Source organism: Sediminispirochaeta bajacaliforniensis DSM 16054 (genome assembly GCF_000378205.1).
Taxonomy (GTDB): domain Bacteria; phylum Spirochaetota; class Spirochaetia; order DSM-16054; family Sediminispirochaetaceae; genus Sediminispirochaeta; species Sediminispirochaeta bajacaliforniensis.
This window is the reverse complement of sequence record NZ_KB899410.1, coordinates 72,279-93,094: the sequence shown is the minus strand read 5'-3', so window position 1 is coordinate 93,094 and position 20,816 is coordinate 72,279. Positions and strand designations below refer to the sequence as shown.

General features: G+C 49.8%; 20 protein-coding genes. 9 read left to right on the top strand and 11 right to left on the bottom strand.

What is annotated here, in order from left to right:
• The 8 genes from larC to F459_RS0105985 form a co-directional block, all read left to right on the top strand.
• On the top strand, positions 1–1,072 hold a 1,072-nt coding region (larC, locus tag F459_RS22095; RefSeq protein ID WP_020611837.1), incomplete at its 5' end, for a nickel pincer cofactor biosynthesis protein LarC.
• Entirely contained in the window at positions 1,069–1,845 is a 777-nt protein-coding gene (gene larB / locus F459_RS0106015; protein WP_020611836.1) for a nickel pincer cofactor biosynthesis protein LarB, read from the top strand. The genes larC and larB, both read left to right, overlap by 4 nt.
• Entirely contained in the window at positions 1,838–2,689 is an 852-nt protein-coding gene (locus tag F459_RS0106010) for a class I SAM-dependent methyltransferase (protein WP_020611835.1), read from the top strand. Before larB ends, F459_RS0106010 begins: the two co-directional genes overlap by 8 nt.
• Entirely contained in the window at positions 2,679–3,878 is a 1,200-nt protein-coding gene (locus F459_RS0106005; RefSeq protein WP_020611834.1) for an ABC transporter substrate-binding protein, read from the top strand. The genes F459_RS0106010 and F459_RS0106005 overlap by 11 nt, the downstream gene beginning before the upstream one ends.
• Entirely contained in the window at positions 3,868–4,899 is a 1,032-nt protein-coding gene (locus F459_RS0106000) for a FecCD family ABC transporter permease (RefSeq protein WP_020611833.1), read from the top strand. Before F459_RS0106005 ends, F459_RS0106000 begins: the two co-directional genes overlap by 11 nt.
• 10 nt (positions 4,900–4,909) lie before the next feature.
• Positions 4,910–5,665 (top strand): ABC transporter ATP-binding protein, encoded by a 756-nt coding sequence (locus F459_RS0105995; protein ID WP_020611832.1) that lies wholly within the window; start codon positions 4,910–4,912, stop codon positions 5,663–5,665.
• A 105-nt stretch (positions 5,666–5,770) separates the two neighbouring features.
• Positions 5,771–8,359, top strand: coding sequence for a hybrid sensor histidine kinase/response regulator (locus F459_RS0105990; protein WP_020611831.1), 2,589 nt, complete (start codon positions 5,771–5,773; stop codon positions 8,357–8,359).
• Positions 8,352–9,476 (top strand): response regulator, encoded by a 1,125-nt coding sequence (locus tag F459_RS0105985; RefSeq protein ID WP_020611830.1) that lies wholly within the window; start codon positions 8,352–8,354, stop codon positions 9,474–9,476. The genes F459_RS0105990 and F459_RS0105985 overlap by 8 nt, the downstream gene beginning before the upstream one ends.
• A gap of 25 nt (positions 9,477–9,501) precedes the next feature.
• On the opposite strand, the gene F459_RS0105980 is transcribed toward F459_RS0105985, so the two are convergent.
• From F459_RS0105980 to F459_RS0105945, 8 genes are all read right to left on the bottom strand, one after another.
• Positions 9,502–10,812: an amidohydrolase family protein gene (locus tag F459_RS0105980; RefSeq protein ID WP_020611829.1), complete on the bottom strand. Its 1,311-nt coding sequence runs from the start codon at positions 10,810–10,812 to the stop codon at positions 9,502–9,504.
• Positions 10,809–11,540 (bottom strand): SDR family NAD(P)-dependent oxidoreductase, encoded by a 732-nt coding sequence (locus F459_RS0105975; RefSeq protein WP_020611828.1) that lies wholly within the window; start codon positions 11,538–11,540, stop codon positions 10,809–10,811. Before F459_RS0105975 ends, F459_RS0105980 begins: the two co-directional genes overlap by 4 nt.
• 50 nt (positions 11,541–11,590) lie before the next feature.
• Entirely contained in the window at positions 11,591–12,433 is an 843-nt protein-coding gene (locus tag F459_RS0105970; RefSeq protein ID WP_020611827.1) for a carbohydrate ABC transporter permease, read from the bottom strand.
• A gap of 2 nt (positions 12,434–12,435) precedes the next feature.
• A complete protein-coding gene (locus F459_RS0105965) occupies positions 12,436–13,158 on the bottom strand; it encodes a carbohydrate ABC transporter permease (protein WP_245540095.1) in 723 nt (240 codons plus the stop codon).
• 260 nt (positions 13,159–13,418) lie between these two features.
• Positions 13,419–14,711 carry an ABC transporter substrate-binding protein gene (locus tag F459_RS0105960; protein WP_020611825.1) on the bottom strand — a complete coding sequence of 431 codons (1,293 nt, stop codon included), beginning with the start codon at positions 14,709–14,711 and terminating at the stop codon, positions 13,419–13,421.
• Between the two features lie 140 nt (positions 14,712–14,851).
• Positions 14,852–15,511: a response regulator transcription factor gene (locus tag F459_RS0105955; RefSeq protein ID WP_020611824.1), complete on the bottom strand. Its 660-nt coding sequence runs from the start codon at positions 15,509–15,511 to the stop codon at positions 14,852–14,854.
• Positions 15,489–16,730 (bottom strand): sensor histidine kinase, encoded by a 1,242-nt coding sequence (locus F459_RS0105950; protein ID WP_020611823.1) that lies wholly within the window; start codon positions 16,728–16,730, stop codon positions 15,489–15,491. The genes F459_RS0105955 and F459_RS0105950 overlap by 23 nt, the downstream gene beginning before the upstream one ends.
• Positions 16,731–16,829: 99 nt before the next feature.
• Positions 16,830–17,339, bottom strand: coding sequence for a DUF2147 domain-containing protein (locus tag F459_RS0105945; protein ID WP_020611822.1), 510 nt, complete (start codon positions 17,337–17,339; stop codon positions 16,830–16,832).
• A gap of 149 nt (positions 17,340–17,488) precedes the next feature.
• On the opposite strand from F459_RS0105945, the gene F459_RS0105940 reads away from it, so the two are divergent.
• Positions 17,489–17,971 carry a methylglyoxal synthase gene (locus F459_RS0105940; protein WP_020611821.1) on the top strand — a complete coding sequence of 161 codons (483 nt, stop codon included), beginning with the start codon at positions 17,489–17,491 and terminating at the stop codon, positions 17,969–17,971.
• A 57-nt stretch (positions 17,972–18,028) separates the two neighbouring features.
• On the opposite strand, the gene F459_RS0105935 is transcribed toward F459_RS0105940, so the two are convergent.
• The 3 genes from F459_RS0105935 to F459_RS0105925 are packed head-to-tail and all read right to left on the bottom strand — an operon-like array spanning position 18,029 to position 20,804.
• Complete coding sequence (locus F459_RS0105935; RefSeq protein WP_020611820.1) at positions 18,029–19,468, bottom strand: glycosyltransferase family 39 protein; 1,440 nt, start codon at positions 19,466–19,468, stop codon at positions 18,029–18,031.
• A complete protein-coding gene (locus F459_RS0105930) occupies positions 19,465–19,950 on the bottom strand; it encodes a GNAT family N-acetyltransferase (protein WP_020611819.1) in 486 nt (161 codons plus the stop codon). Before F459_RS0105930 ends, F459_RS0105935 begins: the two co-directional genes overlap by 4 nt.
• Positions 19,947–20,804 (bottom strand): VanW family protein, encoded by an 858-nt coding sequence (locus tag F459_RS0105925; RefSeq protein WP_020611818.1) that lies wholly within the window; start codon positions 20,802–20,804, stop codon positions 19,947–19,949. Before F459_RS0105925 ends, F459_RS0105930 begins: the two co-directional genes overlap by 4 nt.
• Positions 20,805–20,816 lie beyond the last annotated feature (12 nt).

The window sequence follows — 20,816 nt, the reverse complement described above, 5'->3', positions numbered from 1 at the left end:
CCATGAGCATCACGACCATGAGCATCACGACCATGAGCATCACGACCATGAGCATCACGACCATGAGCATCACCATCATCACAGCCACACCACATGGAAGGAAATTCGCTCACTCATCGAGTCATCGAGCATCCCCGAAGGAGCAAAAAAACGTGCCATCGATATCTTTTCACGAATAGCGGAAGCGGAAGCTCAGGTACATGGTAAAAGCGTTGAGGATGTGGCTTTTCATGAGGTGGGTGCCGTCGACTCGATCATCGATATTGTCGGTGCGGCCGTCTGCCTGGATATCCTTGCTCCTGAACGGATTACCTCTTCACCCATCGAACTTGGCGGAGGGACGGTCGAGTGTGCCCACGGTATTCTACCGGTCCCGGCACCTGCCACCCAGCTTTTGTGTAAGGGGCTGCCGGTGAAAACCGGTGGCTTCGATCATGAGATGACTACTCCCACAGGTGCCGCGATCCTGGCTTCTTGTGTGGACGAGTTTATCGCGAACGGTAGTTTCACCGAGATACGAACGGGGTACGGCATCGGAACCCGGAAACTGAAAAAGCCGAATATTCTTCGGGTTTCCTGGAGGGAAGAAGTTTCAAAGGATAAGACAACGGCCTCTTCGGATAGCGATCCCTGGTTGACCGAAGATCTCATCCAAATCGATACGAACATCGACGACATGGACGGCGAAGCCATGGGGCATTTCATGCAAAGCCTTTTCGATGCCGGAGCCCTGGATGTAACCTTCACCCCCTGTGTGATGAAGAAGTCCCGACCCGGGACAATCGTCTCGATTCTCACCGATGAGAATCATGCCGATGCTTTGCGACGTTGCCTCTTCACCGGCTCTACAACAATCGGTTTCCGGGAAACGGCGGTGACTCGCCGCTTCCTACGCCGCCAAGAACATATCGTGACCGGAAGTTTCGGAACGGCCCACGCAAAAACCTCTTTTTTCGGTGAGCAGGCCTTACGAACGAAGATCGAGTTCGAAGATCGGCTCCGTGTCGCCCGAGAGCAGGGCATCACCCTCAGGGAGGCTGAGCAGCTGATTGCCGGGGAGCTTGAAAAGTGACGGAGAGGGAGCGAGAAACATCAACCGAAACGATTTTACGCTCGGTACAAGAGGGAAAACTCTCCGTACCGAAGGCGGCAAGGCTTCTTTCAGGTGGCGTCACGACGGACTTGGGCTTTGCGGTGATCGATGCCGACAGAAGCCAACGCACCGGCTACCCCGAAGTGGTCTACTGCAAAGGGAAACGTGTCGAACAGGCCGAAGCGATTATGGTCGGAATGAGGGATGCAGGCTTGCCGGTTCTGGGGACCAGGGCCAGTCGAGAGCTTGCGGAAAGAATCGGCAACCGCTTCCCCGAAGCGGTATACGAGGAAGAAGGAGCCACGCTCACTATCGGCAGCCTTATCGATCCCGACGAACGGGAGGGCTTGGTTGCCGTGGTCGCTGCCGGGACCTCCGATCGCCCGGTCGCCTGCGAAGCACTCAGGACCGCGGAATTCTTCGGCAGCAGGACCCTGTTCATTAACGATGTGGGGGTCGCGGGAATCCACCGTCTCTTTGCACGCATAGAAGAGATACGGCAGGCCAGGGTCGTCGTTACCGTGGCGGGAATGGAGGGGGCCCTGGCCAGTGTCGTCGCAGGGCTTGTGGCAGTACCGGTCATTGCCGTTCCCACCAGCGTCGGCTACGGCGCCTCTTTCGGCGGATTGTCGGCCCTCCTGGGCATGCTCTCGGCCTGTGCTCCGGGAATCTCCGTAGTCAATATCGACAACGGCTTCGGAGCAGGCTACCAGGCAAACCTCATCAACCGGCAAAAGGTGAAGCATGGTTGAACAATTCGACTGGGCTAAGCTATGGATAGAGGCGCAGAAACGAAATATCGCATCGGGTCGCAGGGGCGAGTGCTGGCTGGCATGGGACGATGAAGGATCGGCACGCGAGTACCGGATACGCTCGTCGCAGCAAGAAGCGACACAGAAACGTATCAAAGAAATCTGCAATCTTGCGAAACGTGATTGGAATGTTCTGGATATAGGAGCCGGTCCGGGAACCCTTGCGGTGCCGCTCTCCAGGTCGGTCGCCCACATAACGGCCGTGGAACCGGCATCGGGCATGGCAGCGGTATTGGAAGAGGAGATCGCCAACAGAGGCATCACCAATGTCACGATTATCAGAAAGCGTTGGGACGATATCGACGCGATCGCGGATCTAAGGCCGCCCTATGAGCTCTGCATTGCTTCCTTTTCTCTCGGAATGCTTGACGTAAGTACAAGCATCAAACAGATGATGGCCGTAACGAAGCGCCACATCGTCATCTACTGGCACGCAGGGCTGCAACCCTGGGATCGTGATGCCATCGAGTTGTGGCCCCTCCTCCATGGTCGTCCCTACGATCCTATTCCTAAGAGCGACATTGTCTTCAATCTCCTCTATTCCATGGGGATCTACCCGGACATACGGGTTACAAGGAGCCACGGAACTATGGTATTCGGCTCTCTTGAGGAGGCTTTGGAACAATATAGCGCCCGCTTTCATGCACACAGTCGCGAAAAGCGGGCAATACTCATTGATTTTCTAAAACGACGAACAATACCCGACGGGAAACGTCTGGTCATGTCCCGCAACCATGTCGGTATGCGGATATCTTGGAACATGGAGGATTATCATGAAGCGTAGCCAACATTCGGCCACCGGCGTAGCGGCCATCCTTTTTTTCTGTATTGTGAGTTTCGCAGTCGGTGCCCAAGAACAGTACACCGTAACGGATATGAGGGGCAAGAGTATCACCCTACCCAAGGAGCTGGAGCGCATCGCTACCATCGACGACGGTTTTGTTGAGGCGGTTATGACCCACCTTGGGGTCATCGATAAGGTTGTGGCCATCGGTTCCTGGTCCATGAAACGGGACTATACCTATAGCTTCGTCACCGGTTCAGGAGAGCATTACACCTATTCAAAAGGGTGGAACACCATGAAGTATCTCCACCCCTGGCTCAACGATCTTCCCTGTATCAATTCGCCCCAAGGCAATATTCTCAGTTATGAGACCCTTGCACAAAGTAATCCCCAGCTGGTAATTCTGCGGGTCGGCGACTGCACGGTGGGTAGCGGGAATAGGGAGGCCGTAGAAAAAACCATCTCCACCATCGAAGCAATGGGCTTTCCCCTTTTGGTTCTCTACTCACCCAGCTGGTATCGGAATTCTGATCTGACCAGCATGAACGAAGAGATGGCAGTGCTTGGTCGCCTTTTTCACCAGGAAGACAAGGCAAGGGCCCTGGCCGCCTATCTTCGCTCCACCATCGACCTTATACAAGAAAGAACCCAAGCCATCCCCGAGAGCAAGAAATCCCGCCTCCTCATGCTAGGGCTGAATCCCAATATAAGGACAAAGGGGGGAACAGGATCGGTGTGGGGAATAGATACGCCGGAGTCCTATATCATCGAATCCATCGCTCACGCAAAAAATGCCTTTCGGGAAAACGGCAGGGGAAAGATCCTCAATATTGAACAGATATACGCCCTTGATCCCGACGTGATCATTCTGCCTACATCCAACGGTTATCATCCGCCCAGGGAGATCCTTGAGGGCCCCGACTTTAGCCTTCTTTCGGAGCTGCGGGCCATCAAAAACAGGAGGGTCTGCGCCATGCCCTGGACCCCGATGAACTGCTCACGCAGGGTCGAATATCCCCTCGATATGTTGATCATCGCGAAAGCAGCCTACCCCGAACTCTTCAGCGATATCAAGATTCATGAAGTCGCTCTGCAATTCTACAAGGATGTCTACCACGTCGATGATGCAACGGCCCGGGGTCTACGCTCAGCCCAGTGGCTCGACTGGACCGTAGAAAATGACTTCTAAGTCGAAAAGTAGTGCACAAAAGCTGACCATGATCGTGGTGCTCCTTCTTATCCTGGTCGTCGGAACCCTTTGGGCTCTGACGGCCGGCACCTACGACATATCGGCAGAGGAAACCTATCACATTCTCAGGACCAAGCTCATGGGAGGGAGTGAAGAGGAGCTCTCCAAGCTTCATACGGTGATCATCTGGACCATCAGAACCCCTCGGGTTCTTCTGGCCATCATAACGGGCGTCGCCTTTGCCCTTTCCGGAGCAGCCTATCAGGCTTGCTTCAGGAATCCGCTGGTTGAACCATATATTTTGGGGGTCTCCGCAGGAGCAGCCTTCGGTGCGGCCCTGGGGATCATGTTTCCAACCATCATCAGATCGATGCAGCTCTCCGCCTTTGGCTTCGCGATTCTGGCAGTCGCACTAAGCTATGCCATTTCAAAGACGAGAGGCAGGGCCCCGGTCATCACCCTCGTCATCTCGGGGGTGGTCATCGGATCGCTTTTCTCTGCCATGGTATCGCTTCTGAAATATCTCGCTCCGGATGCACAGCTTCGGGAAATAACCTTCTGGATGATGGGCGGATTCTATTATGCCACCTGGAAAGATGTCATCCTCACGGCCCCCTTTGTGGCCGTTGTATTCGCCATCATATTCCTCACATCCTGGAAGCTGAATATTCTCTCCATGGGAGACGAAGAGGCGAGAACCCTTGGAGTACATCCGGAACGATACCGTTTGCTGTATATCTTGTCGACGACGCTGGTAACGGCCCTCTGTGTTTCACAAGTAGGCATCGTGGCGTGGGTGGGACTAATGGCTCCCCACGCAGCAAGGATGATATTCGGCGCAGACAATAGCTATGTCGTTCCTGCGGGGGCCTTACTGGGAGCGCTCTTCATACTGCTCTGCGATACAATGGCAAGGACAATCGCAAGCTCGGAGATCCCCATCGGTATCCTCACCTCCGTCGTGGGGGCCCCATTCCTGATCTATCTTCTGCGCAGCAAGGGTAAAACCCTTTATGGATAAGGAGAAGACAATGCTGAAAGCTGCCGAAATCGAGTTTTCCTACGACACCACCCCGCTCTTTTCCAAGGTTTCCTTCCATGTCGAAAAGGGTCGGCTCTGCGGGCTCTTCGGTCCAAATGGCTCAGGAAAAACGACATTGTTCAAATGCTGCCTCGGCCTTCTCAAGGCAAAGGGGAATATCACCATAGCAGGCAGGGAGCATTCCAGAATATCCACGGCGGCAATGGCAAAACTGGTGGCCTATGTTCCCCAAGATCATTCCTCACCCTTTCCTTTCCTGGTACGTGAGGTGGTTCTCATGGGGAGGGCTCCCCATTTCGGAGGAGTCTTCGGCATCACGAAGGAAGATCGTGAGCGCACCGAAGAGGCAATGGCACGATTGGGTTTATCCCAAATCGCCGACAAACCCTATACCAATATATCAGGCGGTCAGCGTCAGCTTGTTCTCATAGCCCGAGCCCTTGCCCAAGACACACCTCTTATTATGCTCGATGAGCCGACCTCCTCTCTCGATTTCAAAAATCAGATCATGATCTGGAAGATCCTCAGAGAGATCGTCGAAACGGGGAAGACGGTCTTCGCCTGCGCCCATGACCCCAATCATGTCTCCTGGTTCTGCGACCATGTCCTGGTCATGGGCCGGGGAGGACTGATGGCAAAAGGAAATCCCTCCCGTATCCTCGATGAGCCGCTTCTGACACGCCTCTACGGGGAAATATGCGGAATTGGTACAATCTCGGGGTTAAGGATGGTTTATCCGAAATAGTTAAACAGCCGAATTTTTGCAATCGCTAACTTCTTTACTATACTTAGGGCTGTCGTCGGTATTGAGCAACAGGGTGGGACTATCCGGCATATAGAAAGGAAGCCCATGAGTAAAGAAGGAAAAACAAAGAACGTTCGCATCAGAGCAGCGCGGCTTCTCTTACCGGTATTCTTATTCGGTACACTTGTCGCCGCTCTGATGGTTTTTATTCCCAGTAGGGTTGAAAGAAGCTCTATTATAGAATCTCAGAAGCATGCCGTCGGAATCCAGTTTTATATCGTCGAAGACGAACTCATGCACATAATCTCCGATGTAAATTTTCTGGCCCAGTTAAGTTGCATACCGGACCTTTTTTCCGATGATCCATGGGAAAAAAGCCGTGCCATGGAAAACATTCGTTGGGATTTCCTGATGTTTAGCAATGCACGCCAAATATACGACCAGGTTCGTCTTATCGATGAGACAGGCTTTGAACGCATTCGGGTTAATCTTATAGATGGAAAGGCAGTTATCGTTCCGCAGGAAGAACTGCAGGACAAACGAGACCGATACTATTTCACCGAATCATTCAAACTTGAGCCGGGGGAGGCCTATATTTCACCCCTGGATCTTAATATCGAACATGGGGAGCTGGAAGTACCATATAAACCGATGCTCAGAATCGGTATGCCGGTCACCGATTACCTGGGAAACAAGAGGGGCATCATCGTGCTCAATTATCTCGGTGAAAAACTACTCGAGCGCATGGAAAAGGCCTCCATACTCGGGGATCTTCGCCTTTTTTTTCTTAACTCCGACGGCTATTGGTTTAGAGGCCCAACGGCGAAAGACGAATGGGGGTTCATGTTCGATGATCGCAAAGAACGAACCATTTACGACCGTTTCCCCGAAGCTGCCGCAACAATCATGAACTTTGAAGAAGGAAGTGTTGAAACACATTCGGGTCTTTTCAGCTTTTCGACAATCCGCCCCCATGAAAAATGGCAGGCACCCTTTTCCTTGCTCAAGGTCCACTTCAGCGAAGCGTGGAAATGCGTATCGTTTATCGGCAAAGCAGATCTCAATCGTCCCATACACCGACGTCTGGCAACGATCGGCATGGGGTGGATCACCTATCTTTTTGTCACATGGCTGATCATCTGGAATTGGGTTACTGCCGATGAAATGCGGAAACGATCGGAGAAGGAACTTCGCAGGGCCAAGAATGAAGCGGAATCGGCCAACAAGACCAAAACTATTTTTCTGGCCAACATGAGCCATGAAATACGAACGCCAATGAATGCAATCCTCGGTTTCACCGAAATTCTGGAAGCAGAAGAAAGTGACCCGCGTCGACGTAAGTATATCGAGGCAATCAACTCAAGCGGAACAACACTCCTGGCCATTATCAACGATCTTCTTGATCTTTCCAAAGTCGAAGCAGACAAAATCGTTCTCAAACCGGAACCTACGGATATCACATCTCTTATGGAAGAGCTGCGTTATTTCTATGCCCCCCTGGCGGAAAAGAAGCATCTCATCCTCGATGTAGAGATTGCAACGGCAACGCCGGAGGCACTCCTCATCGACAGAACACGCCTTCGCCAGATATTGGTGAACCTTGTCGGTAATGCAATAAAATTTACGACAGTCGGAGGAGTGCGAATTGTGATAAACACATGGAAGCATTCGGAAGAGGCCACAAGCGTGGACCTCCGTATCGATGTGGCCGATTCGGGACCGGGAATTGCCGTTTTCGATCAGGAACGTATCTTCGGTATATTCGAGCAAGGAGAGGTAGCGTGGGACCGCAAGTATGGGGGGACCGGCCTTGGACTCGCCATCAGCCGACGTCTTTCGACATTAATGGGAGGGACCATTTCACTTACCAGCACCCCAGGCGAAGGTGCTATTTTTTCAATCGAGCTTCCCAATGTCGCCATCGTCGAGAAGGCCTCTCTTGAGAAAGAAAATGAGGATACAGAACATGTACAATTTTCTCCTTCCAAACTCCTCCTCGTGGATGATGTGCCGGAAAATAACCTCCTGATAAGGGGGTTTCTGAACGATTGCCCTTTCACGTATCGAGAGGCATCGAACGGGGCGGAAGCACTCTCACAGCTTTCCGACTTCACCCCCGACCTCATTATTTCCGATCTCAAAATGCCTATTATGGGCGGCATACAATTAATAGAAAAGCTCAAGGCAAACGAAAGCACAGCCTCTATTCCGATCATTCTGCTCACAGCATCCATCACCAAGAATGACGAGTGGGCCATGAAAATTTATGCCGATTCCTTTCTGCGAAAGCCAATTCGAAAAAGTCGGCTGATAGAAGAGTTAAAACGGTATCTCCCGTATGAAGAGGGAAGCTCATCAGATGCCCGTTCCAATAACGGGGACAAGAAAACAGCACAACAGGGAGATAGAGAAGCTTCTCGCGAAGAGCTGGAAACCCTGATCACCACCATGGAACGAAGCTTCCTTCCAAGGCTACACTCCATTGGTCAGGATTTGCTTGTTGATGATATCATCGATATTGCAGATGAAATAGGAACATTGGCCCAAAGCTACCACGTTCCTGATCTTGTCACGTGGGGCACATCCCTGCGGCAGTCGATGCTCTCCTTTGATATTGATGCCGTTCGCCAGCAGCTGGCCTCTTTCGATGAACTTTTGGCAGCCATGAAACAGAAGGCGGCAAGCGATGAATGAGAAAGAATATTGGAATATTCTCATTGTTGACGACACGCGTAATAATCTTTTCATTCTCAGCTCCATTCTCAGGAAAAAGGGGTATCGCATAGCCGCAGCCCTGAGCGGTCTGGAAGCCATTGAACTACTTCAGCATAGGCAGTTCGATCTTATACTGCTCGATATCAGAATGCCAGGCATTAACGGTATTGAAACCTGTAGGAGAATAAAAGCCACCCCGGAAACGGCAGAGATTCCCGTCTTGTTTATCTCAGCCATTGACGACCACGACCTGATAGCCAAGGCCTTTGCGGCCGGCGGCCGTGACTATATCCTCAAACCCTTTGAACCTGTGGAACTCATAGCACGGATAGAAACACAACTCGACATTCAACGGGGAAGAAGACTGCTTGAACAGATCAATGCAGGGCTCGAAAAGGTCGTGGAAGAAAAAACCCATGCACTCCATGAAAACAATAAGGCTCTTGAACGGGCACTTGCAGAGCGGACCATCCTTCTGCAGGAGGTCTACCATAGAGTCAACAACAATCTTCAATTCGTAAAAAGCCTCATATCGATTGATAAGCCTGAGAAAGTCTATCCATGGACAGAAGATTTTTTTAAGCGGTTTGAATCCCGCATTCATTCCCTGGCCTATGTTCATGAACTCCTCTACCGTTCCCCGAATCTGAAAGAGGTGGACATGGCGCTCTATAGTCATGAAATATTTCGGGCGGCACATGAGGCTGCCGAAACACCTCCGACAGGCTGTCAACTATTGCTTCACAATACCCCATTTACCTTGGGGATAAATCATGCAATTCCCTGCGGGATGATCATCAATGAACTGATTCGTACCGCCGTCAGCGGCTCAGCCGCATGTACACATGACAATGATCGAATCACCATCATATTTTCACAAGAGGGAAACAACTTCGTGATCACGCTAAAACTGGAAGGATCATTGGGAGGAAAAGAAGAGCTGGTCCCTTCGGGAACCGATCTGCTGATTACCACGGTCCTTGCCGAAGAACAGCTGTTTGGGAACATCTCCATTCAGGTCGATGATGTCACAACGATTTCAGTTGTATTCCCCAATGTAGAGCTTGGGACATTCAGGGATGTGGATAATCTTTGAAGACGGTGCCACCTCTCCACTCCCGCTATTCCAACCCCGCCCTTTCCCTCAGAAATTTAACCCGCTCCCTGCATTCGGAGAGCAGAGACGCTTCATCCCCGACCAATACTTTGTTGTCATGCATGAGGATTTTCCCATCCACTATCACCGTCTCCACATCGCTGCCGTGACAGCAGAGGGTAAGTGCGGAATCATGGTCGTGTACAGGAGTCGCTCGTGGATGATCGAGGTTTACAATGATCAGATCAGCCGCCCCACCCTCCTTTATCCTTCTTCCATCAAGGGCCATATGAAGGGCCTCGGCAGGGCTTAGACTATTGGCGTTACGTGTGGAAACTCTGGAAAGCAGCAAGGAGGCTTTTATTGTTTCAAAGATGTCCTGGGTATCATTACTTGCAGGGCCGTCGGTTCCAAGGAGAACCCGCACATCTCGCGCAAGGAATGTGGATAGCGGCGCAATTCCGGAACCAAGCACCTCATTACTTACCGGACAGTGAACAACGATAGCTCCGGAATCGGCAATCCTATCGACATCATGTTCATCGGCCCAGACAGCATGGACAAGCTGCATTCGGGCATCAAGAATACCGAGAGAATCAAGCCACGCGAAAGGAGACATCTGGTATTTCTCTCCACTCATCTCTATCTCATCCAGAGATTCTGCTATATGGATATGTGAAAAAGAACCGTTGTTCAGAGCAAGCTCGTGGCTTTCGAGAAGTGTCTGGGCACTGCATCGCCACGCAGCCAGCGGGCCATTTGCGATGGAAATACGTCCCCCCTGCCATGTTGAATAGAGAGAAGCAAGATGATCGAGAATCTGTCGGGGCTCTTCCGCACCAGCCCCTATATCCGACCAGGAACGGGCCAGGGTCATATAGACCCCCATGTCGTCGGCGGCCTTACAGACGACATGGGTATGTTCCGGAGTGTATGTTACTTTATGATGATCGGTTATGTGCGTCGCTCCACAACGGATGTTCTCAAGGATTCCCAAGCGTGCGGCGAGATCCATATCATCCGCAGCGAAGGCGGCCTGAAGAGGCCAGATCCGCTCCTTCAGCCAGCGCAAAAGGGGCCTGCCGCCGGCAAGACCCCGCATAAAGGTCTGAGCAAAATGGGTATGCGCATTCGTCAGTCCGGGTAATACTGCACGATTGCGTGCATGTATGACGGTATCGGCCTCTTGGAAAAGCCCCTGGGGGACATCTCCCGCTCCCAGCTGCTCAACAACACCATGCTTCAGGTAGATATACCCCGGCTCTATCCAGCCATCGGGCAGGAACACGGCAGCCCCATAGATCAAAACAGAGCGGCAGGAGGGAGCCCCATTCATACGAGAGACCGCCCGCCATCGACGGGATATATCCCTCCGGTGATAAAATCGTTTTCGATGATCAAACGAATGAGCATGGCAGCCTCTTCCGGGGTTCCTATTCTCTTCAGCAACGATTTCTCCCGCGACCATGTGATTTTCTCTTCGCTTGCCCCCGGCGGCAGAAGGATGGTCCCCGGGGCAATGGCGTTCACCCGGATGTAAGGCGCCAGCTCGGCCGCAAGGTACTTGGTAACAGAGACAAGGCCTGCCTTTGATGCGGCATGGTGGCTGTAAGAATCCCACACCTGAAAGGCAGACAGATCGGTTATATTGACGATTACCCCGCCCTTCTGCTTCCGCATGATGGGGGCAACAGCCTGAGAGCAAAAGAAAGGCCCCTTGAGGTTCACACTGATAGAAAGATCCCATTCTTTTTCACTGATCTCAAGGAAGGGGGATTTAAGCCAGATTCCGGCGCCGTTGATAAGGGTGTCGATTCTTCCGAACCTATCCATGGTTTCAGTTACCAACCTTTCGATCTGGTGAAGATCAGACACATCGGTCCTGACTGATAGGGCCCCCACGCCCAAGGCTTCTATCTCTTTTTTTGTTTCTTCCGGGTTCTCTTCCGGACTGAGATAGCTGAAGGCGATGTTGGCTCCCTGTTCGGCAAAATAGAGAGCGAATGCTCTTCCTACCCGAATGGCACCTCCCGTTATCAATATCACGCTATCCTTTATCTGCATAATCTTTTACTCCTATCGTTTGTCGGCTTGTCCGGCTTGTTTGCCGCGCATCAACCTTTCAGGGCGCCTTCCAGCATTGCCTGGAAAAAAAACTTTCTGCCGAGAATGAAGGTAAGTAGTACGGGGATCGCAATAACGATACAGGCAGCCGCAAGGGTATGATACGAGGTTTCGAATGCCGACTGAAAATCATACAAGCCTACCGTAGCTGTTTTGAGTTCATTATTGGTAATAAGGACTACCGCCGACAGAAATTCATTCCATGAGTCTACAAAAATCATGAGGAAAGCAGAAAAAAGGCCTGGGGCGGCCAGTGGGGTTATGACGTACCAAAGAGACTGAAGCGGGGTACAACCATCCAAATGGGTGGCATCTTCAAGCTCTTCGGGAATTGCATCGATAAAACTCTTTATTATCCAGATGCTTATGGGCAGACCGTAGGAAACATAGACCAAAACAAGAGGGATTCTGGTCTGCAACAGGTGCAGCTGTGAACTCAGCTTATATAAGGGCAGTAAATTTGTAAGATGAGGAATCATCCAGACTGCAAGAATTGCCGTTTGCAGCAGCATACTCCCACGAAATTTATAGCGTGAAAATCCATATCCTGCCAGACTTGCAAGAGGAATCGCTATCACCGAGGCTATAACCGAATTGAGGATGGTATTGACCAGATACACATGTACCATGTCACTTCGAAAGACCTGGGCATACCCGCTAAGAACCCATTTCGGCGGGAAAAAAGTGGGAGGTGCCGTTAGTACGTCTATTTCATTTTTGAATGATGTCATCAGTGTATAAATAACCGGAAAAATGATGAGAAGACACATAATGATAAGAAACAGATGCACGAGTATGTTATTCAGCGGAATGTGGGAAGGTCGCTTTGCCATAATCAATTCTCCATCCTGATGGTCCGTAAATAGATGAGCGACACGACACCGGTCAGTAGAAACATCAGAATTCCCAGAGCCGCTCCGGTCCCAAAATCACCGTATTGCCATGTGTTACGATAGAGAAAGAGACCCAAAACCTCTGTCGCCCTTCCAGGACCACCACGGGTGATCGACAATATAATGCTGATGACGTTTATTCCGCGGATGGTATTTATCAATATGTTGATAAGAAGACTGGGCTTCATCAGGGGCATGGTGATTTGGGAAAAGCGTTGCCATGCTGTTGCTCCATCCAGAGAGGCGCATTCGTATATTTCGGATGAAATGGTTTGCAGGCCCCCGAGAAAAAGCAGCGTAGTAAGAGGAAGATTACGCCAGGAAAGGGCGAGAATGACGATGCCCATTGCACCCTTGTCGTCCGTAATCAGCGTCTTATGGAATATCGGCTCCAGCAAGAATTGCAGAACACCGTAAGCGGGCTGAAAAAGCCATCGCCACATGGTCCCGGCAATTACCGGCGAAAGCACCCAGGGGGTGAAAATCACCAAGATATAAAAAGGAGATAGTTTCATGCGCCGATTAAGCAGCAGTGCGAGAAAAAGACTTAAGCACAATGTTAATACGAGATAACCCGCAGTAAAAAAGAATGTATGTCGCAAGCTTGCCCAGAAATCTGTATCGCTCAGCAACCGAAGGTAATTATCAAGCCCCACAAAACTCATGGAACGCCCTCGCGTTTTGAAAAAGCTTAGATATAACGCATATAAAATCGGGTATACCTGCAAGACAAACAAAAAAAACACCGCGGGCGAAATAAGATAAAAAGCCGTTCTGCCTCTGCTGGTCGAGGGAAAACGTTTTTTCAGCAATTCATTGTGTACATCCAATATAATGTCCCTTTCAAATTTGTAAGATACTTGGAGAGGTCAGAAGAGAGAGGAGAAGGTGAAATTCCGGCGGGAACCACCTTCTCTTTCACTCATTATCTGTTTACCTCTTCCTGGGCTTGTTTAAGCCTTTCCATACTATCCAAATTCGGATTGGCCAGGAGCGCCTCGAATGTTTGAGCCAGCTTTGTGAGAGCCCGATCATATTCTGCCAGCGCAGGATAGGGAGCCCCATAGGATTCCGTGATCTTCGCAACCTGCTGCCAGTAGGCGTTCTTAAAAGTCGGTGTATCCATGGCAGGACGAAGCGAAGGCAGGCCCCCAATGGCCTCGGCACATTCAGCATTCCGTTCGGTAGTCATGAGCCAATCGATAAAAGCCTTGGCTTCCGCTATATGCTCGGCTCCCTGAGGAATGGCAAGTGCCGAACAGGTAATGGCCGCCACAGGCTCTCCATTTGGTGCCGAAAGATAAGGCGCAACAATGATTTTGCCAGCCTCGACCGCTTTTGCCACGGACTGGGCCCCATTATCAAAAATCGTGCCATCCGGTGCCGTAAGGGGATTCATATATACGTAGGACCATGAAATGCCGGCGAAAGATACCGCATCGCCCTGCATAAAAGGCCTTTCATTGTCGAATCCCGGGGCAAGATCGATCTCGGGTGCGTAACCGTTTTTGAAAAGAGTGCGAAGGAATTCCACGGCAGTTGCGGTCTCGGGACTGGCCCAGCCAGCCTGTCCCTTTCCATCGCCGTACCTTCCCCCATAGCTTTTTATTAGGCCATAGTAGAGCCCTTCGGCTCCATACTTCTCCGAGGCCTTAAACGTAATGGCATAGTGTCCTTCAGCCTTGATCCTTTCAGCTTCTTTTAGAAACTCCGTAGTAGTTCCCGGAAACCCATTCGGCCAGGCATCTGCCCAGACATAGCTTACCCTCGTGCCGATATTCAATGGGACACACAAGATGCGTCCGTCCGGTGCGGTGCATGCAGCCAATGCTCGGGGACTAAGATCTTTATACCATGATGCATCCTTCACATAATCGGTAAGATCCATAAGGGTGTCGTTGGTGATGTAAAAGGCCTGCTGTTGGCTGTCCACGTATGAAATTTCCGGAACTTGACCGCCCGCCGTTACGGCGACATTAAGCTTATTGTTAATCTGGTCGTATGGGACAAAAATATTCTCGACTACTTTTCCTGTTTCCGCCTGATACTCCTCCAATGTTTTTTTCAGCCATTCATCACGGATGTTTTCTGGATTAAGCGCGTTATACTTTGTCCAGATGGTAATGCCCTCTTCGCCTTCCTGCCGACCTCCTGCATAGATAGGCAACGTGCTTGATAAAAGCACCAGCATACCAAGAAATGCTTGGATTTTTTTCATGATTCAAACCTCCTAATTATTATGACAATAGGGATGGTCGACTCAGCGGTAAAGGCCTAAAAGTACCAATTGGGGTACTAAAAAAGTACTAAAGAGCCCGCTTTGCCAGAGAAATAGGAGATATGCGCGTCTGATGTTTCCTACTGTTCCGAATCATCCAAATGAATGATGTCTGATCGATTATGAAAGCCACTTTTTGAATATATCGAGCGGATATGATTTTTTACCGTTTGCGTGGCAATAAACAACATCTCAGCAATTTCGTCGTTACTGTATCCCTGAAGCATCAATCCGTACACCTCCCGTTCCCTTCTACTTAACTGGCGCAAGAGTTCCCGGCGGGTTTTGGTAAAGGATTCGTTCTTCTCCCTGGTGCAATCGTTATGATCTCGTTGCTGCAACACCGAACCGACCTTTTCTGATATCAAGATATTTCCAGAATGGACCATTCTAATGGAATTAATAAGATCATCCGAAAGCATGTTCTTTAGCAGATACCCCGCAGCGCCGTGCTGCAAGGCTTGTTCGACAAATTCATCATCGGGAAAGGTGGTAAGAATTATCACCTTAACCCCAGGACGAATCATGTAAAGCTTTTGCGAAAGTTCCAGACCATTTATATAGGGCATTTTTACATCTAAGAGCGCCACATCGGGATTTGTTTGTTCAATGATCTGCAATGCCGTTTTTCCGTCGTAGGCAACCCCCGTGATATGAATATCCTTCGCGCGATGTTCTATAACACTTTTCAAGGTATCCACAAAGAGTACCTGATCATCAGCAATAACCAACTCTATCATCGGATACAACCTCCTGGTCTGAAACGGTGCAAAACGGAAAGGTAAGGGTTAAGAAAAATCCGAATTCGGAAGGATTTACCGTGATACTTCCTCCTATTCCGGAAAGTCTCTCACGCATTCCCCATATGCCGATACCCTCATTAAGATTTTTCACACCTTTACCGTTATCTTTTATCGTAATCTCCATTTCGCCGGTTTCATGTTTCCAGTAGAGAATGGTGATACGATTTGCTCTACCATGACGAAAGGCATTTGTGAGGCCCTCTTGGATACAACGGTACACAATTCGGTCGATTTTCTCACCAAAGGTGGTCGGTGCATTCCGAAACTCCAATAAAACTTCAACACCGGTGGCTTTTTCAAAGATCGAAGTCAGTTTTTTTATGGCGACACTATCATACTTACGCTTATCATACTGATTTCTTAACCTGCGCATCGAATTTTCCGTTTCGCTTAAGGCTCCCGATGCCTGCTGATGAATGACATCGCAATATGCCTTTATCCCTTCTCTATCGTCGAGTCTGTCCTTTATGGAATCGGTAATCATCATGATATTCACCATCGAATGACCGATTATATCATGAAGGTCCTGTGCTATTCTCTTCCGTTCATTATTGGTTGCCTGAGTAATTTCGGTCACTATGCTATTTTGCAATCGCAAATTGGCTTCCATCAGATTTGAGATCGATATTTCATAATGTTCCAGTATATTTCGAGTTTTGGCCAGCTTACGGGTATACATGCTTAAGACAAAAAGACATGCATCAACGGCAAGACCGAATACAAGAAAAAGTAACCGGTTACTCATGGGGGGGCTGCTTTGTTCCATATCCCAGATCAGACATGACCTTTGAAAGCTCCATGCCAGCAAGATGATCAATATCGACAAAACAAAAGCAACAGAACCAGGTAAGTACATATGCATGTCGAAGAGAATAGACACCAGCAATACCGTTTCTATAGAAATATTGGTTCCAAGGGGAAACCCCAACAGCAGGAAGATCATCGTCCGAAGAAAAAGAATCAGACTATGTAGCACAGCGTTCTGAAAAAACAAGGCAGCTATACTGAACATAAGAGAAAGGCAAAGGAGTCCCGCAAATTGAACGACCCATTGAATTGGGAAATCAGGAAGATTCTGTGCAGTAAAGAATAACAGCAGTACAAAAAGGTGTATGAGAAATTGAAGAAGTATTATGTGATACGGTCTATTTCCCATGTATGCAAAACATTGTACCAACAAAACACATGGCTGAATAGAAAATCATCAAGGAAATGGTGAGAAAGAGTTTTCGAGAAATCCTGCTTCAGGTTTCGATCAGAAGATAAGCGTAAAGGCGACGCTTGCTTTTGGAAGCGTTACTGTCATCTCCCAATCGTCATCAACATCGGACTCATCACGCGTCTCCATAAAAAACGGATAGAGAATTCCTGAAATATAGAGGCGCCTGGATATCGGCTGGTTAATCGAAAGGCGAAGTCCCAGATCGATATATTCGTCATACTCTAGGTCTTCCAAACCAATACCAGTGTGGGCCTCAATGCCTATACCGAACTCGGAATCAGCCTGGGCAGAAGAGAATAGGTATGCCACATGCATCCCAACGACTAATAGGTTGGGATAGCTGGCGGTTTCGCTAGCATAATCGTAGAGAAACGCTTGAGCCTTAATCCCCGCTTCAATGTTCGATGCATGGAGCACCAATGCAGCGGTCCCATCGCTCGAAAGTTGAACACCAAGACCGGAACGAATAGGATCGGCATGAGCCGCAGCAGAAAACGAAGAAAGGAAAAAAACCATTGTGAAAAAAAAACATACCTTTTTCATAACGTAAAGCCTCCTTCCCAATATGTTTGCTGGTGTTAAAAAGTATACCACATAATCATCTCCATCCGTTAACCTTTTACTACACGAATCAAAAAGCAGCATTACTCGTTCTGATTGCCTAAAAGAGAAAATCTACGTATATTGACCCCATGAAAAAGAGAAAACAAATAGCCTTAGTGGCACATGACAATCGGAAAAAAAACCTCATTGAGTGGGTTGAATATAATTGGGAGTCTTTAATTCCCCATCGTCTCTACTGTACCGGAACAACAGGCACCTTGGTGGAAAAAGCTTTTCTTTCCAAGATTGAAAATCAAAAAGATGGGAAAAAATACACCAAAAGCGATTTGGACCTTAAAAAACTTAAATCGGGCCCATTGGGAGGGGATCAGCAGCTGGGAGCCCTTATAGCAGAGGGAGGAATCGATATGATGATCTTTTTGTGGGACCCCATGGAGCCTCAACCCCATGATGTGGATGTAAAGGCCCTTACCCGGATTGCCGTTTTGTACAATGTCCCTCTGGCCAATAACCGCTCGACTGCCGACTATATGATCTCATCCAGCCTATTCGAAAGTGAATATGTTCCCCGGCTCAAGGATTACTCCGAGTACATCAATAGAAAGGTCTAAAAGTAACTACAAGAAAAGGAGATTTTATTCATTTCCCACCACGATTCTGGACAGTAGCTACCTGACAAACCTTGGTCGGCTTGAATGAGGATTATACCAGTTTTTCAAATTCCTGCTGATCGGTTCATCTTCCCAGGCCAAATAATCCTGCCATAGCTTTTCCCGGATCAAAAGATAGCCATACCCAAGGCTACGAATTTCTCCGGTTTCGACGGCAGCAGGATAACGCCGTTTGATAACAGATTCCGGCGCTTCGTAAGCAATCCGCCACAATTTCCCTTCGGGAACAGGAAAATCGGGTTCATAGTTAAGGGCATCACGAAAGTCCTTATAAAAGGTATAGACGTGGTTCAGCCCCTGGTGCGCGATGAGCAGGCTATCGTCGGGAAGATCCACCGAGGCAACCACCCTTCGATAAAGACCATACGGCGGATCCTGTTCAGGTTTGTAGACCGTTATCGTTGCAAACGTCAGAAAAACTCCGACGTCGACCAAGAGGAACCGCAGCCAAGATTTCCCCTCCAGGCGCTTGGGAAAAAGTTCGGCGGCAAAAAAGCATGTAAGAGCGATCCCGCAGGGTGTGGCCGATAGGAAAAGGCGATAGCCCAAATCCAAACTATCAAGTCGCCAAAAAGGAAAATAGAGCACTGGAATTCCCAGGAAAAGCAAGGAAAACGCTCTTTTTTTGATGATATACCAGAAAGCGAATAGGTATACCAATAGAAAGAGAAGGCTCATCTCAAGGCAAACGGAAACGGGAAGGTGTTTTCTAAAAAAAGGAGATAAAAGTGGCAGCCCCGGCAGGAGGGAGAAGCCGGCTCGAAATCTAAGGTAATCGCCTTTGAATAAAAGGGCCAGGATAGCCACTACTCCGGCAATGAAAAGCAGGAAGATTTGCAGTCTTCGGGAGAGGCGGGAGCAGAGGAAAAGGAGGGAAAGGACAAACAGATAGACCGCCGTAACGGGATGGCTAAGGACGGCCCCTACGGCACAGAGAATCGTACCGGCTCCGGACAAAATCGCCGGAGCATCCAGAAAAGAGACGATGCATAAGCAAAAGAAGAGAAAAAAGACAAGCCCCAAAAGATTGTTCAGATAGTTCACCGCCATCAATGCCAGTGAAGGTGAGGCGGATGCGAGGAGTGAGGCGAGAAGAGCGAAACGCCTCTGATTGGAAAACAGCCTGTTGAGAAGTAAAAAAAGAGCGACAGGAATCAGCGCCGAACATAGGGCCGAGGCAATCTTCACGCCGAGGATAGGAGAGCCGGAAAGAAGCCCCAAAAGGCCACTCACATAATAGAACGGAGCCAGGCTGAAATTCTCCAGATGTCCCCGCTCCATGAAGGAGCGGGCCTCCATGGCATAAAAATAACCGTCGAGGCCGCAAGGTTCCGGGCTTTTGCTCAACATAATGAGACGCGAAGAGAAAAGGAGCAGAGACAAAAGCAGCAGAAGTATTGTATCGACCGTCCTCCCACGGTCCGATAGAAGCTTCACCGACCTTCCTCAGAATCGGAAAATATGAATGCAAACTTGGAGCTTTGCCTGTAAAATCCGAGTTTCCTGACCATAGCCGCAGCAGGATCATTGAAGGACCAAATATGACACACTGCTTCCCGAGCCCTTCGCGTACGTCCAAGCGCAAGTGCGGTCCGGACCAACTCCGATCCGACAGACTCCGTCCTGGTATCCGGCAAAACGAAGATGGCATGTAGTTCCTGAATAGAGGCGTCCCGAAGAAGCGCAACGGCCGGGGTCTTGCGGAATGTGCCGGCGATAAAGCCGGAGAGTACGCTCCCCACATCGGCCACAAGAAGAAAGGATTCGGCATCGGCGGTATAGTGAAGATGTCTTGCAAGACGTTCATCATCACCGGGAATCCTGAAACGGGAAGGGTCGGATGCAACATGAAAGCGATCGAATTCGCCCCAAAGGTCCAGCACTGAAGCAAGATCCTCGGCCCTATAGCTGCGTATCACTCGGCATCCCTCCGAAGAGTATCCAGAAGAGGAGCGTACATCATGAGGGCGTGATTTTCCGCCACGTACTGGTCATCAATCTCTTGTCCGTCACGCAGCACCCTGCGCCTGAGAATATTGTGGCGCAGGTACACCCCTGCGGCCTCCTGGCTTATCCAGTGCTTTTGCTCGTACACCTCGTAGCGAAGATCAACGGGGCAGGGAGCATTCCAGCTTCCATGCAAGAACTCATCATCCAGCCAGAGGTATAGGCGGTAGGCCACGGCATCGTCGTTGCGAATCTGGAGATCACGATAGTTATACACACAAGTGGCTCCCGATCCGAAGGGCTGGGTGCGGTTCGAATCGGGGAACACATCGTAGCTGTGGCGAAAACGCTCGATTACCGTTAGGGGAGTATGAATCGTCATCCAGTATATCAAATTGGAAAGCTGGCAGAGCCCTCCGCCGATATGGGCCATGGGATGTCCGTTGACCAGAACCATCCCCTTCCTGAATCCCCGCCAATGGGAGGGCGGACCGATGAGCCGCCAATAGGAGAAGACCTCTCCCGGCTCTATCACGACTCCGTCGAGACGACGAACGGCAAGGGAGAGGTTGTGCACCTTGTTTCGTTCAAGCTCCTTATTGCTTCCGCTCAGATGCCGAAACAGAGGTGTCTTATGTTCGATACAGAGAAAGCCGAATTTTCCGGTACCCTTTCTCCTTTTTCGGGGAGAGGAAACGAAGCGGCCTGCAAAGCGTATCCAAAGCACATAGCGGAGAAGCGTATACACAATCCTGCCGATGAAAATACGAAGAGGAGATCTGTGCTTGGCCGGAACATAATACCTATGCTTTCTTCTATTCAGCATCAAGACACACTA